Annotated in this window: 15 protein-coding genes; 13 read left to right on the top strand and 2 right to left on the bottom strand. The window is 52.0% G+C overall.

Annotated features, from left to right (window positions below):
• The first annotated feature begins 208 nt into the window (after window positions 1–208).
• Complete coding sequence (locus ACO0LK_RS25530; RefSeq protein WP_422980141.1) at window positions 209–3,652, top strand: S8 family serine peptidase; 3,444 nt, start codon at window positions 209–211, stop codon at window positions 3,650–3,652.
• Window positions 3,653–3,854: 202 nt separating this feature from the next.
• Here ACO0LK_RS25530 and ACO0LK_RS25525 read toward each other — a convergent pair whose 3' ends face one another.
• Window positions 3,855–4,967, bottom strand: coding sequence for an AI-2E family transporter (locus ACO0LK_RS25525; protein WP_422980139.1), 1,113 nt, complete (start codon window positions 4,965–4,967; stop codon window positions 3,855–3,857).
• Window positions 4,964–5,479 carry a cyclic nucleotide-binding domain-containing protein gene (locus ACO0LK_RS25520; protein ID WP_422980137.1) on the bottom strand — a complete coding sequence of 172 codons (516 nt, stop codon included), beginning with the start codon at window positions 5,477–5,479 and terminating at the stop codon, window positions 4,964–4,966. Before ACO0LK_RS25520 ends, ACO0LK_RS25525 begins: the two co-directional genes overlap by 4 nt.
• A 391-nt stretch (window positions 5,480–5,870) precedes the next feature.
• On the opposite strand from ACO0LK_RS25520, the gene ACO0LK_RS25515 reads away from it, so the two are divergent.
• The 12 genes from ACO0LK_RS25515 (at window position 5,871) to ACO0LK_RS25460 (ending at window position 16,667) form a co-directional block, all read left to right on the top strand.
• Window positions 5,871–7,082: an acyl-CoA dehydrogenase family protein gene (locus ACO0LK_RS25515; protein WP_422980135.1), complete on the top strand. Its 1,212-nt coding sequence runs from the start codon at window positions 5,871–5,873 to the stop codon at window positions 7,080–7,082.
• Entirely contained in the window at window positions 7,083–7,892 is an 810-nt protein-coding gene (locus tag ACO0LK_RS25510) for a methionine ABC transporter ATP-binding protein (RefSeq protein WP_422980133.1), read from the top strand.
• Entirely contained in the window at window positions 7,885–8,547 is a 663-nt protein-coding gene (locus ACO0LK_RS25505) for a methionine ABC transporter permease (RefSeq protein WP_422980131.1), read from the top strand. Before ACO0LK_RS25510 ends, ACO0LK_RS25505 begins: the two co-directional genes overlap by 8 nt.
• 25 nt (window positions 8,548–8,572) lie before the next feature.
• On the top strand, window positions 8,573–9,403 hold the full coding sequence (locus ACO0LK_RS25500) for a MetQ/NlpA family ABC transporter substrate-binding protein (RefSeq protein WP_422980129.1): 831 nt from the start codon (window positions 8,573–8,575) through the stop codon (window positions 9,401–9,403).
• Between the two features lie 8 nt (window positions 9,404–9,411).
• The gene (locus ACO0LK_RS25495) at window positions 9,412–10,827 is read left to right on the top strand and encodes an LLM class flavin-dependent oxidoreductase (RefSeq protein WP_422980127.1); all 1,416 of its coding nucleotides are present in this window, start codon (window positions 9,412–9,414) and stop codon (window positions 10,825–10,827) included.
• 27 nt (window positions 10,828–10,854) lie between these two features.
• Window positions 10,855–11,841 (top strand): aliphatic sulfonate ABC transporter substrate-binding protein, encoded by a 987-nt coding sequence (locus ACO0LK_RS25490; protein WP_422980125.1) that lies wholly within the window; start codon window positions 10,855–10,857, stop codon window positions 11,839–11,841.
• A 22-nt stretch (window positions 11,842–11,863) separates the two neighbouring features.
• Window positions 11,864–12,775, top strand: a complete 912-nt coding sequence (locus ACO0LK_RS25485) for an ABC transporter permease (protein ID WP_422980123.1) — start codon at window positions 11,864–11,866, stop codon at window positions 12,773–12,775.
• Between the two features lies 1 nt (window position 12,776).
• Window positions 12,777–13,511 (top strand): ABC transporter ATP-binding protein, encoded by a 735-nt coding sequence (locus tag ACO0LK_RS25480; RefSeq protein WP_422980121.1) that lies wholly within the window; start codon window positions 12,777–12,779, stop codon window positions 13,509–13,511.
• Between the two features lie 261 nt (window positions 13,512–13,772).
• The gene (minC, locus tag ACO0LK_RS25475; RefSeq protein WP_422980119.1) at window positions 13,773–14,543 is read left to right on the top strand and encodes a septum site-determining protein MinC; all 771 of its coding nucleotides are present in this window, start codon (window positions 13,773–13,775) and stop codon (window positions 14,541–14,543) included.
• An 81-nt stretch (window positions 14,544–14,624) separates the two neighbouring features.
• Window positions 14,625–15,440, top strand: coding sequence for a septum site-determining protein MinD (gene minD / locus ACO0LK_RS25470; RefSeq protein WP_186950805.1), 816 nt, complete (start codon window positions 14,625–14,627; stop codon window positions 15,438–15,440).
• A gap of 2 nt (window positions 15,441–15,442) precedes the next feature.
• A complete protein-coding gene (minE, locus tag ACO0LK_RS25465; protein WP_162043427.1) occupies window positions 15,443–15,706 on the top strand; it encodes a cell division topological specificity factor MinE in 264 nt (87 codons plus the stop codon).
• Between the two features lie 268 nt (window positions 15,707–15,974).
• The gene (locus tag ACO0LK_RS25460; protein ID WP_186950807.1) at window positions 15,975–16,667 is read left to right on the top strand and encodes a response regulator transcription factor; all 693 of its coding nucleotides are present in this window, start codon (window positions 15,975–15,977) and stop codon (window positions 16,665–16,667) included.
• Window positions 16,668–16,679: the final 12 nt, after the last annotated feature.

Raw genomic sequence — 16,679 nt, 5'->3', positions numbered from 1 at the left:
ATTCCGAAGACAACGCACCAGCAGATCAAAGCGCATTCGATCCCGTGAAGCACTTCATGAAATGAAAGCTACAATTTGTCCGAAAAAAATACTCAGAAATTTGAAAATTCTCGTTGAAACAGTAAAGAAGATGTTACGAAAGTGTAACAGCCAAAGAACTATCAGTTAAAATTACATCAACCTTAACTTGTAGAAATCAGAGATTCGCATGCCTTGGTACGAACAGAGTAAAGATATACCTGGTGGAACAGACACATTCGGATTTCTGGAAGCAAGTGGCATTGTGTATGGCAAAATCGATACGGCAATTGACGCAGATTGGTATCGTATGGACATGCAGGCCGGAGTCCGTTACACGATCACGCTCAATTCTCTTTCTACAGGTGCCAATCTGAATCTGGTCTTGCGCGACAGTACAGGAAAAGTCCTGTACACAGCACTGGCAAGCAGCGGCAGCAACAATTCCATCAGCTATACCCCGACCACCAGTGGTGCATATTACTGGGACGTTGAAGGTACGGGCACAGCCGGCTTCTACTCAATGAGCGCAGCCAGCAATCTTGCCGACGACTATGCCGCACGCGCCAATACCAGCAGTGTATTAACATTGGGTCAGACAAAGTTTGGAACGCTGGAAGGTTGGAGCGACGCTGACTGGCATAAGATGAACCTTGTAGCTGGCCATACCTATACGATATCCAACACCGGCGGCACCCTGTCCAATGCACTCCTTGAAATCTATGGGAGTGAAGATGGTGCAACATTAACTTACTCAACCACTGGCAGCCTGACTTTTACACCCACGGTCAGCGGCGCCTACTATGTTGATATCAGTTCCAATTCCTCAAGAGGCACAGGTACTTATCAGTTGCAGGTCAATGAACTACAAATTGCCCAGACGCCAACGATACAGGTGGCCACGCAGTCCATCACCCGGAACAGCAGTGGCAATAGTGAAATGGTATTCACGCTGACCCTGTCATATGCCGTACCGAATGCTGTGACCGTGACAGCCAAGACACTGGGTGAAACTGCGCAACCTGGTGTTGACTATACGCTGTTTAATCAAACGGTCACATTTCAACCCAATAGCACCACTGCCACAGTCAAAATCCCTATCCTGGGAAGCAGTAGCCTGGTTCCGGCACTGGCATTTGAACTCAACCTAAGCAATGCAGTTGGTGCCACCATCAAGGCCAACTATTATGATCCTACGGGCACACTGCAAACAACACGCCAGGCAGATGCCTGGGGCGTGATATTTGGCTCTGACTATGGCCCTAGCGGCTTCTTGCCAACCGACCCCTACTTTACGTATCAATGGTATTTGTTCACAACCAGGACAGAACTGACCTGGACGCATGCAACAGGAAAAGGTATCAAGATCGCGATTTTTGATCAGGGTATTGATGCCAGCAACAGCGACCTGACCAGAAATGACAATACTGCCCTTGGTGTCAATGCTTACAGCCTGACCTACGGTGGCTCACCTGTTCTCAGCACTGACAACCACGGTACCCTGGTCGCAGGTATCATCGGCGCAGCGCGCGATACCAAAGGTATTGTTGGCGTCGCCTATGATGCCCAGTTAATCCCTATCTACACGTCTTCTGCCTATGGGCAGAAATATCTGACCGAAACAGTCAATGCCTTCACCTACGCGAAGTCGTTTGACATACTGAACAATTCCTGGGGTTATGGCAATCTGCTGGCACAAAGCACCAACTGGGCGTTTCTTGATAATGCAAACGACCCCAATTTTGCACCCGCCTTCAAAGCGCTGAAAGATCTGGCAACGGTTGGTCGCAACGGGCTCGGCACTATCGTCGTCCAGTCCGCCGGTAACTCATACAGTGTTGGTGATGACACCAACCTGCATAACTTCCAGAACAGCCGCTACATCATCACCGTTGGCTCAACCGATTACTTCGGTAACGATTCAGATTTCAGTACAACAGGTGCATCGATACTGGTGTCGGCGCCGGGTGGTGCCGGTTACCGCGACTTCAACAGCATCATGACCACCGACCGCAGTGGCGCGGCTGGTGAAAATTTGAATGATCTGGCCTTTTCTGACGGCACTTCATTTTCCGCACCTATCGTGTCAGGCATTGTTGCCTTGATGCTGGAGGTGAATCCCAATCTTGGCTATCGTGATGTGCAACAGATACTGGCCTACACCGCGCGCCAGACCGGTGATGCCAGTTCATGGATCAGCAACGGTGCAAAGGACTGGAATGGCGGCGGCCTGAGATTTGAATCAGTCACACAATCATCCGGCTTTGGTCAGGTGGATGCGCTGGGCGCGGTAAGATTGGCAGAAACCTGGAACACACCTGCGCAAACGGTCGCCAATACCAAAGAAGTGATCGCAAGCCAGACAGTTAACCAGGCCATACCGGACAACAACAGGACCGGTGTCAACAGCACGATCAACGTTTCCAGCAACCTGACCGTAGAACGTGTTGATGTCACCGTCAATATTACGCATTCTTATATCGGTGACCTGGAAATCGTTTTGTACTCGCCGACAGGTACGGCCAGTTATCTGATGTACCGCCCGTCCAAAGGCAGCCTCAGTGCCTATGGATCAAGCCAGGATAATGTCCACTTCACCTTCGATACCGTGCTGGACATGGGTGAAGCAGCCAGCGGCACCTGGACCCTGAATGTACGCGATCTGGCCGCACAATCCGTCGGCACCTTTGATAGCTGGACCATAGACCTGATAGGCCATACCACCAGCAATAATCACACCTTCGTTTATACCAATGCCTTCCCTGAACTGGTGAAGGCCGATCCCACGCGCGGGGTACTGAGCGACCCTAGCGGTGGTGTTGATACTATCAATGCCAGTGCACTGAGCCTGGATAACAGGATTGATTTAAGTGGCACTACAGCGTCCAATCTGAATGGTGGCGCACTGACTATCGCCAGGGGTACCACCATACAAAATGCTTACGGTGGTGGCGGTGACGACATACTGATCGCCAATGCCAAAGGCAGCCTGCTGTATGGCATGGATGGCAACGACACCTTGCTGGGAGGCATGGGCAACGACACGCTCTTCGGTGGTTTTGGCAATGACAATATTGACGGTGGTGCCGGCTTTGATATCGCACTGTATGGCAACGCAAGATCGAATTACACCATCACCAAGAACGGTAACGGTTTTACCGTAAAAGACGCAAGTGGCATAAATGGTACGGACGGCCTGATCAATATCGAGCGCCTGAATTTTTCGGATACTTCGGTCGCGCTTGATATCAATGGCATCGCTGGCCAGGCTTATCGCATTTATCAGGCAGCATTTGCCCGCAAGCCTGACCTTGCCGGTCTGGGATACTGGATTGCGGACATGGACAAGGGCAGCAGCCTGACGTCGGTCGCAGCGGGCTTCTTCCAGTCGAAAGAATTCCAGGCACTGTATGGCGTCAATCCCGGCACGGACAAGCTGATTACCTTATTGTATGCAAACGTCTTACACAGGACACCAGATCAGGCTGGCCTCGATTACTGGCGCACCGAACTATCCAGCGGCCATATCACTGCAGCCGGGGTACTGGCAAGTTTTTCCGAAAGCCAGGAAAACCAGTTGCAAGTCATAGGTGCGATACAAAACGGTATCGATTTCCTGACCTATCACGCCTAGCAAAACAATGCCCAGCACTCAGAACTGTTCACGATCTGTAGCGAGCAGGCGTCAACGGGATCAGCGGGGTCAGTGCAACATTCGGGGTAACCAAGCGCAGCGCAAAAAGCGGAATGTACTCTAAGTACATGAGCATTTTGAGCGGCGCATGAGCCCCGCGTGGTCTCTGATTGCGCCCGCGCTTAAGATCGTGAACAGGTTCTCAGATCAAATCTGCACTGGCCTGATTTTTACGGATGATTTTGGCATGTCGGTGGCGTGCCCGCAAACGCTGATTGGTGACAACATGGCCTACGGTCTCGCCTATCACCATGGCGACACCCAACAGCGGCAAGACCAGCATCAGGCCGGGCACCCCGGCCAGCTCTCCACCAACAATAATCATCAACACAGAAATCAGCGGATGCATGTGCAGGCTGCGCCCCAGCGTCAATGGCATGAAGATGAAATCATCCAGCAGACGCACCATAACAAAGACGGCAATCGCACCATACGCCAGCAAGGGCACGTCAGGTGCATCGGTGGCAGCCACCAGCACCACCATGATGCAGCCCATCACTGAGCCGACGAATGGCACCCAGGCCAGGATGGCCGATATCAGGGCCAGCACCAGCGGTGAAGACATGCCTATCATCCACAAACCCAGGGCAAGGATGACGGTGTCGATGACGGTCAGCTTCAGCAAACCCTGGAAATAACGGCGTGCGGTCTGGTCGACTTCATACATCAGATACAGCGTTTCTTCAAAAAACGCATTCGGCACGGCGCGAGCCAGAAAATGCTTGAACTTGCGGCCATCGCGCAAAAAGAAGAAGGTCAGGAAGGGCGTCAGGAAAATAACGGGCAAAAAACTTGCCACGGACATCAGGATATTCGCCGCATATTGTTGGGCAAAATTATCCGTATTGGCCATCATCCAGGCATCGACCGTTTCGCTGGCATGTGCCTTGCGCAAGATTGACACATTGCCTTCCAGGCTTTGCATGGTATTGCGCACAAACTGCAGACCACCATCCACATAGTGCGTCACCAGTTCTTGCAATGAACCCATGCGGGTAGCGAAGGTGGTTATCGCATAGCCAAGCACGCCCCCCATAATGATGAAAAACAATCCCCCCACCAGCAAGGCAGCCGTCTCACGCGGCAAACCAAACAGTGTCAGGCGTGATACTGCGGGTATCAAAATGTAGTACAGAATCATTGCGAGCAGGAAGGGAACAACCAGCAGCAATACTTTCGGCAGCAGGATAAGCAGCAGGCAGGTAGCAGTCAGCACCCCCAGCCAGACTACAGGGCCAGATTCACGTTGATTCACATTGCCTCGATACGTGTTGAGTCGGCCATGGAATCGCGCAGGCGACGGCTGATCAGGCGTGCAAGTTCCAGCGATATCTTGTAACCGATCACGGCATTGGTTTCCAGCAATGAGCTGAAGTCGGCCCGGAAAAACACGGCCACATCACAATTTTCGGCGGCACGTGCCTGGGCACTGCGTGGTGAATTATCCAGCAGGGCAACATCACCAAAAAAATTACCTGTGGCCAGTTCAGCAATCACATCGGTGACGATCGCATTGTCCTGTTCACGGGTGCGGCAGATGTGTATGGTGCCAGACAGCAGGATATATAAAGCCTGTCCTTCTTCGCCTTCATCAAAAATCACCTCATTGGCAAGGTAGCGACGGTCATGCAGCATGCCATCGATAATCTTCAATTCACGCGGACTGAGGGTAGAAAAGAGCGCCACACCTGACAAACGCCGCAGGCGGTCAGATTGTTGCGGTTGTTTTATCCAGCCAAGTGCCACTATGCCCCCGATGATGGTCAATGAGATGAATTTGCTGTCTGATCAGGCGATTACATTACCCAAATGCCTGTCAGACAGGCAGTTTTTCGCAGGTTTACACCTTGATTTGGCAATTTTTACCAGATTATGCGGTAAGGCTGTGTAATTTCCCATGAAAATTTGATGTTTTCCCCTCTTTACCGGGATAGCGAACTGGTCTGGCACACAGAAAAGACAGTTTCGCTTCTATTATTCTATGGGTCAGGCAATTCCCGGCATGACTCGCGCCACACCATCATACGAATTTCAACTATCAGAATTCCATTTTCAACATAGACCTTTAACACATAAGCTATCGCAGATTTGTTCGTGTACGTGCCCGGCAGGCAATGTAATACTGATTTTCCAAATTGTCCCGAATATCAGGTTGACCATGTCTTTTGCCTTGCACCGCTTAGCCACGCCCCACTCATCCAGTGATCAGCACGACGACGTGCTGGCCATCGCTACGGCATTGGCGCAGCGGCTGGCAAGTACGGCAGTTGAACGCGACCGCGCCGGCGGGCACGCCAGCCAAGAGCGTGAATGGATACGTGAATCCGGCCTGTTAAGTTTATCCATACCGCGTGAATTCGGTGGCCAGGGTGCCGACTGGCCTGTCGTCTTTCAAGTGATACGCGTGCTGGCAAAAGCCGACAGCGCACTGGCCCATGTGTTTGCCTTTCATCACTTGCAACTGGCTGGCATACAACTGTATGGCAATGCACAGCAGCAGCGCAATCTGTTGACAACAACGGTGGAACAGCGACTGTTCTGGGGTAATGCACTCAATCCTCTGGATCAGCGAACAACCGCAAAAAAGACAGAAGACGGCTATCTGTTAAATGGCATCAAGAGCTTTTCATCCGGCTCCGTTGGTTCTGACTGGCTGACGATTTCAGCCTGGGATATTGCCACTGAAAGCGCACTGATCGCCGTTATCCCCAGCACACAGAAAGGTATTGCCATACAGGCCGACTGGGATGCCTTTGGTCAAAAACAAACAGACAGTGGCAATGTGCATTTTGATGATGTCCTGCTTCCCGCTGAACTGGTGTTGCAATCACCTGGTCAAAGCCCCACGCCACAGGCCACATTGCGCTCGCAGGTTGCCCAGCTCATCATGGCTAATCTGTATCTGGGAATTGGTTTGGGTGCATTTGACAGTGCCCGCCGGTATACGCAGGAACAGTCAAGGGCATGGTTTGCTGCGGGTGTTGATAAGGCAACGGAAGACCCTTTCATACAGCATCGCTATGGTGAATTATGGCTGCTATTACGCCCCGCAGAAGTACTGGCAGATCAGGCTGCCCTTGCGCTGGAACAAGCGTTTCGCCAGGGGCCGCTGGTCACTGCCGAGACCAGGGGCGCACTGGCCATCGCGGTAGCAGAAGCAAAATGCCTGGCACATCGCGCCGGCATTGAGGTCAGCTCGCAAATGTTTGAACTGACGGGTGCCCGTTCTACTTCAGCGCGCTATGGCTATGACCGCTATTGGCGCAATGTCAGGGTGCATACACTGCATGATCCTGTCGATTACAAATTGCGTGACCTTGGCCGCTTTGTACTGAATGGCAGCTTTCCCGAACCCACGTCCTATTCCTGAATGGTAACGATAGTGAGCCACCCCATCATACAAATCAATTCTGTCAGCAAGGCATTCTCTTTGGCCGGCGGCAAGATTTTCCAGGCAGTGAAATCTGTCAGCCTGGACATAGCCCAGGGGGATATCTACGGTTTGATAGGAAAAAGCGGCGCAGGTAAATCCACACTGCTGCGACTGATCAATTTACTCGAACGCCCGGACAGCGGCGAAGTTATCGTCGCCGGACAAGAACTGACGAAGCTAGGCAAGACAGAATTAAGAGTCGCCAGGCAAAACATAGGCATGATTTTCCAGCAATTCAATCTGTTGCAAAATGCCACCGTGTTTGACAATGTCGCCTTTCCACTAAGAATACATACCAGGCAAAGCAAGCAGGAAATCGCAAAACGTGTTGCCGAATGTCTGGACATCGTCGGCCTTGCCAATAAAGCAGACAGCTACCCGGCACAACTATCAGGCGGGCAAAAACAGCGTGTGGCAATCGCCCGTGCGCTGGCCAGCAAACCCAATGTGGTCTTGTGCGATGAACCAACTTCTGCCCTGGATGCGGAAACCACTCGTGAAGTGCTGGACACCTTGCGTGACATCAATCAGCGGCTGGGAGTCAGCATCGTCATTGTCAGCCATGAATTATCCGTACTCAGCACCATCTGCAACAAAGTGGCGGTGATAGAAGATGGTGAAATTGCCGAGAGTTTCTCACTGGCAGATACCGGTGTTTTGCGCAAAACGGCACTTGGTCGTGAACTGGCCTTTCATGGCCAGGAAGCGGGCAGCAATGCGCAGTGGAAGGAATTAAGCCATGTTTGAAAACCTGATTTCACTATTGCCCGAACTGGGTACAGCTGTATTACAGACTTTCACCATGCTGGCCATAGGTTTGAGCGCCGCTGTTGTGATAGGCGGCCCTCTGGGGATTCTTCTTTTTCTGGTGGCGGATGGACAATCGCTGCAAAATCGTCCACTGGCCGTCGTGCTGGGCTGGCTGGTGAATACCATACGCTCCTTCCCTTTCATCATTTTGCTGGTGGCACTGGTGCCGTTCACGCGTTTTCTGGTTGGCACATCAATCGGCCCGCTGGCAGCGGCCGTACCCTTGTCGATTGCTGCCATTCCTTACTTCGCCAGGCTGGTAGAACAAAATTTCCGCGAAGTGCCACGCGGTGTCATTGAAGCCGCACACGCAATGGGCGCGTCAGAACTGCAGATCATCTTTCGCGTCCTGCTGGTGGAAGCACGTAGCGGCTTAGTCTTGGCACTGACCGTGCTGGCGATCAGCTTTTTGTCTTATTCCGCAGTAGCAGGTGTGGTCGGTGGCGGTGGCATCGGTGACCTGGCTATTCGCTATGGGTATTACCGCTTCCAGACGGATGTCATGTTCATTACGGTGGCACTGCTGATTGCGCTGGTGCAGCTCATACAATTTACCGGGAACCGCGTTGCACGTGTTCTCGACAAACGTTAATTCTCTTTTTTCCAAAGGACATATCATGTACCGTCGCCCATTATTAATCAGTGCAATTGCGCTTGCATTCGTCACATCATTGAGCACACCTGCTTTTGCCAAAGACCCGAAAGAACTGGTCATCGGCACCAGCGCCGGACCATATGCAGACCAGGTCAAACTGGGTATCAAACCGATACTGGAAAAACAGGGTTACAAAGTCAAGGTCGTGGAGTTCAATGACTATATCCAGCCTAACTTTGCTTTGGCTGAAGGTGCACTGGATGCGAACGCCTTCCAGCACATCATTTACCTCACCAAATTTTCGACCGACAATAAACTGGCACTGTCAGAACTGATCAAGGTGCCGACCGCACCGATCGCCATCTACAGCAAAAAACACAAATCGCTGAATGAGGTCAAGGAAGGCACCACGGTCGCCTTGCCGAATGACCCGACCAACCAGGCGCGGGCGCTGGTATTACTGGATCAACTGGGCTGGATCAAGTTGCGGGCCAATATAGACCCGATACGTGCGTCTGAAAAAGATGTCGCGGACAATCTGAAAAAGATCAAACTGATACCGCTGGAAGCTGCGCAACTACCGCGCTCTCTCGAAGATACTGATTTCTCATTTGTGAATGGCAATTTCGCACTGGCGTCCGGTCTGAAACTCAATGAGGCACTGGCACGCGAGAAAATTTCTGCCAACTATCAGAATCTGGTCGCCATACGTACCGCGGACAAAAGCAAACCCTGGGTGAAGGACCTGGAAGCGGCGTATCGTTCCAAAGAATTCCTGGAAGTGACCAACAAGCATTTCGCCGGTTTCTCCAAACCTGATTATCAGCAGGCACTAGAAGTTGCGGCGAAATAAGTAGTGCCATGACCAAAAAATCGATACGCTTCAATGCATTCCAGATGAACACGGTCGGGCATCAATCGCCCGGCATGTGGCGTCATCCCAGGGACAACAGCCATCAATACACCAGTGCCGAACACTGGACAGAACTGGCACGCCTGCTGGAATATGGCTTGTTTGACGCGGTCTTTCTGGCAGATGTATTGGGGGTGTATGACGTGTATGCGGGTAACACCGATGCAGCCTTGCGCCATGCCATACAGGTCCCATTGAATGACCCGCTGGCGCTGGTGCCGCTGATGGCCAGCGTCACGAAACATCTTGGCTTTGGTGTGACTTGCGCACTGACCTATGAACACCCTTACACCTTTGCCCGCCGCATCTCTACGCTTGATCACCTGACCCGGGGTCGCATAGGCTGGAATATCGTAACAGGATATCTGGACAGTGCAGCCAGGAACCTGGGGCTGCAACGTCAGCTCAACCATGATGAACGTTATGACCTGGCCGACGAGTATATGGAAGTAGTCTACAAACTGTGGGAAAAAAGCTGGGACGACCAGGCCGTGGTGCGCGATAAAGACAGCGGCATCTATACCGATCCGTCACATGTGCATGCCATCAACCACAAGGGCAAATACTACAACGTGCCGGGCATACATTTGTCGGAACCTTCACCACAAAGAACCCCGCTGCTGTTCCAGGCAGGCAATTCAGCACGCGGCACTGCCTTTGCTGCACAACACGCAGAATGCACCTTCGTCAGCGGGCCCAGCAAACAGGTGGTCAGGCGTTATGTTGATGACACACGCGCTGCATTAAAAGCTGCCGGGCGTCAGACTGAGGAAGTATATATCTATGCACAAGCGCTGATCATCACGGCAGAAAACAGTGATGCAGCCCAGGCCAAGTATCAGGATTACCGTCAATACATTGATATCGATGCGTCCTTGGCCCTGCTGTCCGGCTGGACTGGCGTGGATTTTTCCATGCTGCCACTGGATGCAAGCATCGACTACATAGAATCTGAAGCAGGTCGTTCTGCCCTGGCCTCGTTCAGCTCTGCCGACCCCGGCAAGAAATGGACAGTGCGCGAGGCCGCAGAATTTATTGCCCTTGGTGGTCGCGGGCCTGTGTTTGTCGGTGACGCGAAGGAAGTAGCCGACCAGTTGGAAGCATGGCAGGACGAAACCGGCATCGATGGTTTCAATCTGAGCTTTGCACTGGCGCATGAAACCATCAGAGATGTCGTGCACCTTATCGTGCCGGAACTGCAACGACGCGGGCGTTATAAAACCAATTACAGCACCGGCACTTTGCGCCAACAATTATTCCAGCGCGGACCACATTTGCCAGCAAACCATATAGGCAGAAATACCGCAATCAAGTCGACACTAGCCGACACAGGCCAATACGGCCTAGCACCACACCAACAATAAAACACAACACGATCTTTGAGGAAAATAATGAAACGTCGCCATTTCTTGCAACTGACTTCTGTCGCGGCAACTGCCGGCATCACGGCCTTGCCGTCCCTGGCCAATGCAGCCTCCAGCCTCAAGGAATTGCGGCTGGATTATGCCTATTACTCTCCAACCAGCCTGGTATTGCGTCGCTTTGGCTGGCTGGAAGAAGAATTCAAGGCCGATGGCACGAACATCAAATGGGTGCTGAGCGCTGGCAGTAACCGTGCGCTTGAATATCTGAACGCAAACAGCCTGGATATCGGTTCTACTGCCGGGCTGGCAGCCCTGCTGGCCAAAGCCAATGGCAATCCCATCAAGACACCGTATATTTTTTCACGACCTGAATGGACGGCACTGGTGGTACGCAAGGATTCTGCCATCCGCAGCCTGGCCGATTTAAAGGGTAAAAAAATCGCAGCGACCAAGGGTACCGATCCCTATCTGTTTTTGCTGCGCGCCCTGAAGACTGCTGGCTTGAAACGTACCGATATTGAACACGTTGGTCTGCAACATGCCGATGGCCGTGCCGCGCTGGAGCAAGGCAAGGTAGATGCCTGGGCCGGGCTGGATCCACACATGGCAGCCAGTGAACTGGAAGCTGGCTCAAGCCTGATTTATCGCAACGTCGCTTTCAATACCTATGGCTTTTTGAACGTACGTGAAGATTTCCTGAGTAATCATGCTGCGGAAGTGACCCGCGTATTGCGTGCCTATGAAAGAGCGCGGGCCTGGGTGCGTAATAACCCGACAGATGCGGCCAAAATTTTATCCGAAGAAGCTAAAGTCAGCTTGCCGGTAGCCTTGCTGCAAATTAAATTACGCAGCGATTTCAGTCAGGCACTGCCATCGGCTGAACATATACAGGCATTGCAGGTGGCAGCACCTATCCTGCAAGACGAAGGGCTGGTGAAGCCGGGTGTTGATCTGAGTCGTACCATACGCGATCTGGTTGATACACGTTTTGCCCAGAATCTGATCACCGTGTAATCTTGTCTGGCAATTGCATATCATGTCATCGCCCAGCATTACTATCGTTACGGAATCACCTGCGCCGGTCAACAGTGGCACTAATACTCATGGCACGAATGGCACGAATGGTACAAATAACGCCAGTAGCAATAACGGCATCGGCACCAGCAGCGCCATAAAAACGCGTCTGATCGTACCGCGCTTTTTGTGGGGTCTGCTGTTGCCCACTGCTTTCTTGCTGTTGGCAGAAATCAGTGTGCGCTATGGGTGGATTGCTGCCAATCTCTTGCCTGCGCCCAGTGAAATTTTCACGACCATCGTGCATCTGGTACAGCAAGGTTTGCTTACACATATCGGTATCAGCACGGTACGCGTGGCCATAGGTTTTATCGCTGGTGCTGGCCTGGCAATCCTGACCGGCTCTCTGGTGGGTTTAAGTACACGGCTGGAGGCGCTGCTTGATCCCAGCTTTCAGGCCTTGCGCGCCATTCCCTCGCTGGCATGGGTCCCTCTGCTATTGCTATGGCTGGGTATCGATGAGGCGCCAAAACTGGTACTGATAGGCATAGGGGCTTTCTTCCCGGTATACATGGGTGTGGTGTCGGGGATACGCGGGGTAGACCGGCGTCTGATCGAGGTCGGCAAGCTGTACCACCTGTCAACCACAGCCATGATCAGGCGCATACTTTTGCCAGCGGCCCTGCCGGCCATACTCACCGGCTTGCGTAATGGCCTGAGTCTGGCCTGGATGTTCATGGTGGCGGCAGAACTGATCGCCGCCAGCCAGGGCCTGGGTTACCTGCTGACTGATGGCCGCGAAACCAGCCGCGCTGACATCGTTTTGGCAGCCATCGCCATACTTGCCCTGCTGGGCAAAGGCAGTGACTGGCTCATGCACAGACTGGAACTGCATCTGCTGGCCTGGCGTGATACCTATCACCCGGGGAAATAAGATGGCACCATTATTGAAAGTACACATTGACAAAAAGAGCTATGGCACACGCGCCATACTGAAAAATCTGCATCTCAGTGTTGAGGAAAGTGAAATTGTCAGCCTGATCGGGGCCAGTGGCTGTGGCAAGAGCACCCTGCTGTCGATTATTGCCGGGCTGGATACACAGCAAGAGGGCAGCATTGAACTGGCAGGCAAGCGCATCCACGGTGTCAACCCGGATATTGGCTTTATATTTCAGGAGCCACGCTTGTTCCCGTGGCTGACTGTGGAACAAAATATTGCCTTTAATGCCAATAATTCTGATCAGCAGCGCACCAGCGTAGCGCGCTTATTGGCCGAAGTGGGCATGCATGGCTATGAGCGGGCGCTGCCCAAGCAGTTATCAGGCGGTCAGGCGCAAAGGGTGGCAATCGCCCGTGGATTATTTTCCAGCCCCAAACTACTGCTGCTGGACGAACCTTTTTCTGCCGTGGATGCGTTTACCCGCATGAAATTACAGGACTTGCTGATCAATATCGCGCAAGAGTATGGCCTGACCATCTTGCTGGTGACGCACGATATAGATGAAGCCCTGTATTTGAGCGACCGCATCGTATTGATGGACCTGGCTACCGCAAGCTTGCGCCAGCAATTCAACGTACCACTGGCAAGACCACGCAGCCGTGGAGAAACGGCAGTATCTCAATTAAAAGTGGACATACTGGATAGCCTGCACGCCGCGCATGCATTCTAGGCAGGGCTTACGCAAAGCAATAAAGCCGTAATAAGTTTCAATAAAGTCAATGCGACCCGACTGTAACTATTTTGCCGCTTTGCAAAGAAAAAGTGCATATTTTTGCAATCCTGCCCATCAATTGGTAGGATTAGTCTTTTACGGACGAATTTGCTGTTCGTTCCTGCCGATGAATGATGCCATGAACAGATAATAATACTTTCAGGCAACCCATATGCAGGCTAAGGCACTGACAGCGGCATTCACTTTTTCATGGACTTTATGCAAAACAGTACGACGCGCAAGCCAATTGAGATCAAGATTTCTACTGTTGTTGCTGTTGCAATTCTGCTCAATGAATCGTCTTTCCCAGCCGTCGAAGCGGCGCTGAAGGAAATGACTGCGGGTTCACCCGATTTTTTTGATGATGAATTTGCCGTTATTGATGTTGAAGCCATCACCGATCAGGAACTGGACTGGAATGCGCTGATTCCCCTGTTCAAGGCACATGGCCTGAACCCGGTCGCCGTCAGGCACGCGCGGGAAGAAGATCATGCCACCATTCGTTCCCACGGCCTGAGCATCGATGTCGTCAGCAAGCCACGGGCAGAACCAGAAATACAGGCCAGCCAGGTTCAGGTTCCGGCCCCTGTGGAAGCAACACCAGTGGCAGCGCCGGTGGCAGCCGAACCACAAGTCATCATCCGCAATATGCCAGCCATGGTGATTGATACTCCGGTTCGGGCCGGGCAGCGCATCTACGCACGCGGTGCCGACCTGATCATTACCGCTTCAGTCAATAACGGTGCCGAAGTGATTGCCGATGGCAGCATCCATATCTATGCCCCCTTGCGCGGCCGTGCTCTGGCAGGTGCCACCGGCAATACCGAAGCCAGGATTTTTGCCATGACGATGGAACCGGAACTGGTATCCATCGCTGGTATTTACCGTACGTTTGAAAATGGCTTCCCCCCCTTGCAGGCACACCATCCTGCGCAAGTTAAGCTGAATGGCGACAGTATTGAAGTATCATCTGTAAAATCAGCAGGATAATCTGCAGGCTAATTTACAGGTTAATCTGGAGATTAGCAGCCTCAATTTTCAGTATCTTCGGATAGATTAAAGGAGTTTTTTGTGGCAAGAATCATCGTTGTAACATCCGGTAAGGGCGGCGTGGGCAAAACCACCTCCAGCGCGAGTTTTGCTTCTGGCCTGGCCATGCGTGGCCATAAAACAGCAGTGCTGGATTTTGACGTTGGCCTGCGTAACCTTGACCTGATCATGGGTTGCGAGCGTCGGGTTGTCTATGATCTGGTGAATGTCATCAGTGGCGAAGCCACGCTGAACCAGGCCCTGATCAAGGACAAGCACTGCGATAACCTGTTTATTCTGCCGGCTTCGCAAACCCGCGACAAGGATGCGCTGACAGAAGAAGGTGTGGAACGCGTACTGAATGACCTGATCAAGATGGATTTTGAATTTATCGTCTGCGATTCACCTGCCGGTATCGAACGCGGTGCCGTCATGGCGCTGACCTTTGCCGATGAAGCCATCGTCGTCACCAATCCTGAAGTGTCGTCGGTCAGGGATTCTGACCGTATCCTTGGTATCATCCAGGCCAAATCCAAACGGGCACAGGCAGGTGGTGAACCGGTGAAGGAACACCTGCTGATCACCCGTTATTCACCAAAACGGGTGGAAGCTGGCGAAATGCTGTCCTATACCGATGTGCAAGAAATCTTGCGTATCCCCCTGATTGGTGTTATTCCTGAATCCGAAGCAGTCCTGCATGCGTCTAATCAGGGTAATCCTGCCATTCATATGAAAGGCAGCGATGTATCAGATGCCTATGAAGACGTGGTTTCCCGCTTTTTAGGCACAGATGTTCCTTTACGTTTCATCAATTATGAAAAACCGGGCCTGCTGCAACGCATTTTCGGAGGCAAATAAATATGGCTCTGCTTTCTTTTTTATTTAATACCAAGCCCAAAACGGCCAATGTCGCGAAAGAACGCCTGCAAATCATCATTGCACGCGAACGCACAGGCCGTGATGGTTATGATTTTTTGCCCGCCCTGCGGGAAGAACTGATCGCGGTAATTTCGAAATACACCAAGGTGAATCCAGAAGACATCAAGGTATCCCTGGACAAACAGGGCAATCTGGAAGTACTGGACGTCAACGTGGTGTTACCAGAACTGGAATTGCGTAGTTAAATGTCGGGTGTTCGGCTTTATTGCCCGGTAATACGGGTGATAAACTGGGCCTGCTGTATGTCCGTTTATATTTGTATTATCAGGACTATTTCTCATCAACGTGAAAAACGGATGGGAAAATGCCTGGAAAAATGGCTGATTAAGCACAGACCCAACACCTGTAATCGTGAAATATTCACATTTCTTCACAATTACTTATTTTTTCACTTGCTTTCGATATAATGGAAGATATTCCACTTTATTTGCCGGCCATCAACGGTAACACTCCATGAGAATCGCTGTACTTGACGACGACAATAATTTGCTCGAACTGGTCTGCACCATTTTAAATGCTGCGGGGCATACAACCCATCCCTTCCTGAGCGGGAAAGAGATGCTGCATCAGCTGCGTCGTGAAAGTTACGACATGCTGATCCTGGACTGGCAAGTACCTGACCTGAGTGGAACCGAGATTTTGCACTGGGTACGAGAGAAACTATCGCCTACCCTGCCGGTGCTGTTCATGACCAGCCGCTCGGGCGAAGACGATATCGTCGCGGGCCTGGCTGCCGGTGCTGATGATTACATGATCAAGCCCATACGCCGCAGTGAAATGGTGGCGCGGGTACAGGCCTTGTTGCGCCGTGCCTACCCGACCCAGACCACGTCAGAGCATTTGCAATTTGGCATCTACAAGTTTGAAACCCGCGCTGGCCGCGTCAGCGTCAATGATGTACCCGTAGAAATGACGCAAAAAGAATTCGACCTGGCCCTGTTATTGTTCCGCAATCTTGGTCGCCCGCTTTCTCGTGCCTATATACTGGAAGCAGTATGGTCGCGCGATGTCGATATTCCCTCACGCACGATGGATACCCATATTTCCAGGGTACGCAGCAAGCTGGAATTGCGTCCTGAAAACGGTTATCGCCTGGCACCGGTCTACAGCTACGGTTATCGCCTGGAACAAATGACACCAGAATAAACCCTCCGGGCC

It is taken from the genome of Undibacterium sp. Ji49W, from assembly GCF_049340205.1.
GTDB lineage: Bacteria > Pseudomonadota > Gammaproteobacteria > Burkholderiales > Burkholderiaceae_D > Undibacterium.
This window is presented reverse-complemented; position numbering and strand designations above follow the sequence as displayed.

Bases quoted from the DNA above. Each gene is read 5' to 3' on its own strand.
- ACO0LK_RS25505 (WP_422980131.1), top strand. From the start codon at position 7,885: ATGTTTGAAAACCTGATTTCACTATTGCCCGAACTGGGTACAGCTGTA.
- ACO0LK_RS25460 (WP_186950807.1), top strand. From the start codon at position 15,975: ATGAGAATCGCTGTACTTGACGACGACAATAATTTGCTCGAACTGGTC.
- ACO0LK_RS25515 (WP_422980135.1), top strand. From the start codon at position 5,871: ATGTCTTTTGCCTTGCACCGCTTAGCCACGCCCCACTCATCCAGTGAT.
- ACO0LK_RS25480 (WP_422980121.1), top strand. From the start codon at position 12,777: ATGGCACCATTATTGAAAGTACACATTGACAAAAAGAGCTATGGCACA.
- ACO0LK_RS25530 (WP_422980141.1), top strand. From the start codon at position 209: ATGCCTTGGTACGAACAGAGTAAAGATATACCTGGTGGAACAGACACA.
- minC (WP_422980119.1), top strand. From the start codon at position 13,773: ATGCAAAACAGTACGACGCGCAAGCCAATTGAGATCAAGATTTCTACT.
- ACO0LK_RS25500 (WP_422980129.1), top strand. From the start codon at position 8,573: ATGTACCGTCGCCCATTATTAATCAGTGCAATTGCGCTTGCATTCGTC.
- ACO0LK_RS25485 (WP_422980123.1), top strand. From the start codon at position 11,864: ATGTCATCGCCCAGCATTACTATCGTTACGGAATCACCTGCGCCGGTC.
- ACO0LK_RS25510 (WP_422980133.1), top strand. From the start codon at position 7,083: ATGGTAACGATAGTGAGCCACCCCATCATACAAATCAATTCTGTCAGC.
- ACO0LK_RS25495 (WP_422980127.1), top strand. From the start codon at position 9,412: ATGACCAAAAAATCGATACGCTTCAATGCATTCCAGATGAACACGGTC.
- minE (WP_162043427.1), top strand. From the start codon at position 15,443: ATGGCTCTGCTTTCTTTTTTATTTAATACCAAGCCCAAAACGGCCAAT.
- ACO0LK_RS25490 (WP_422980125.1), top strand. From the start codon at position 10,855: ATGAAACGTCGCCATTTCTTGCAACTGACTTCTGTCGCGGCAACTGCC.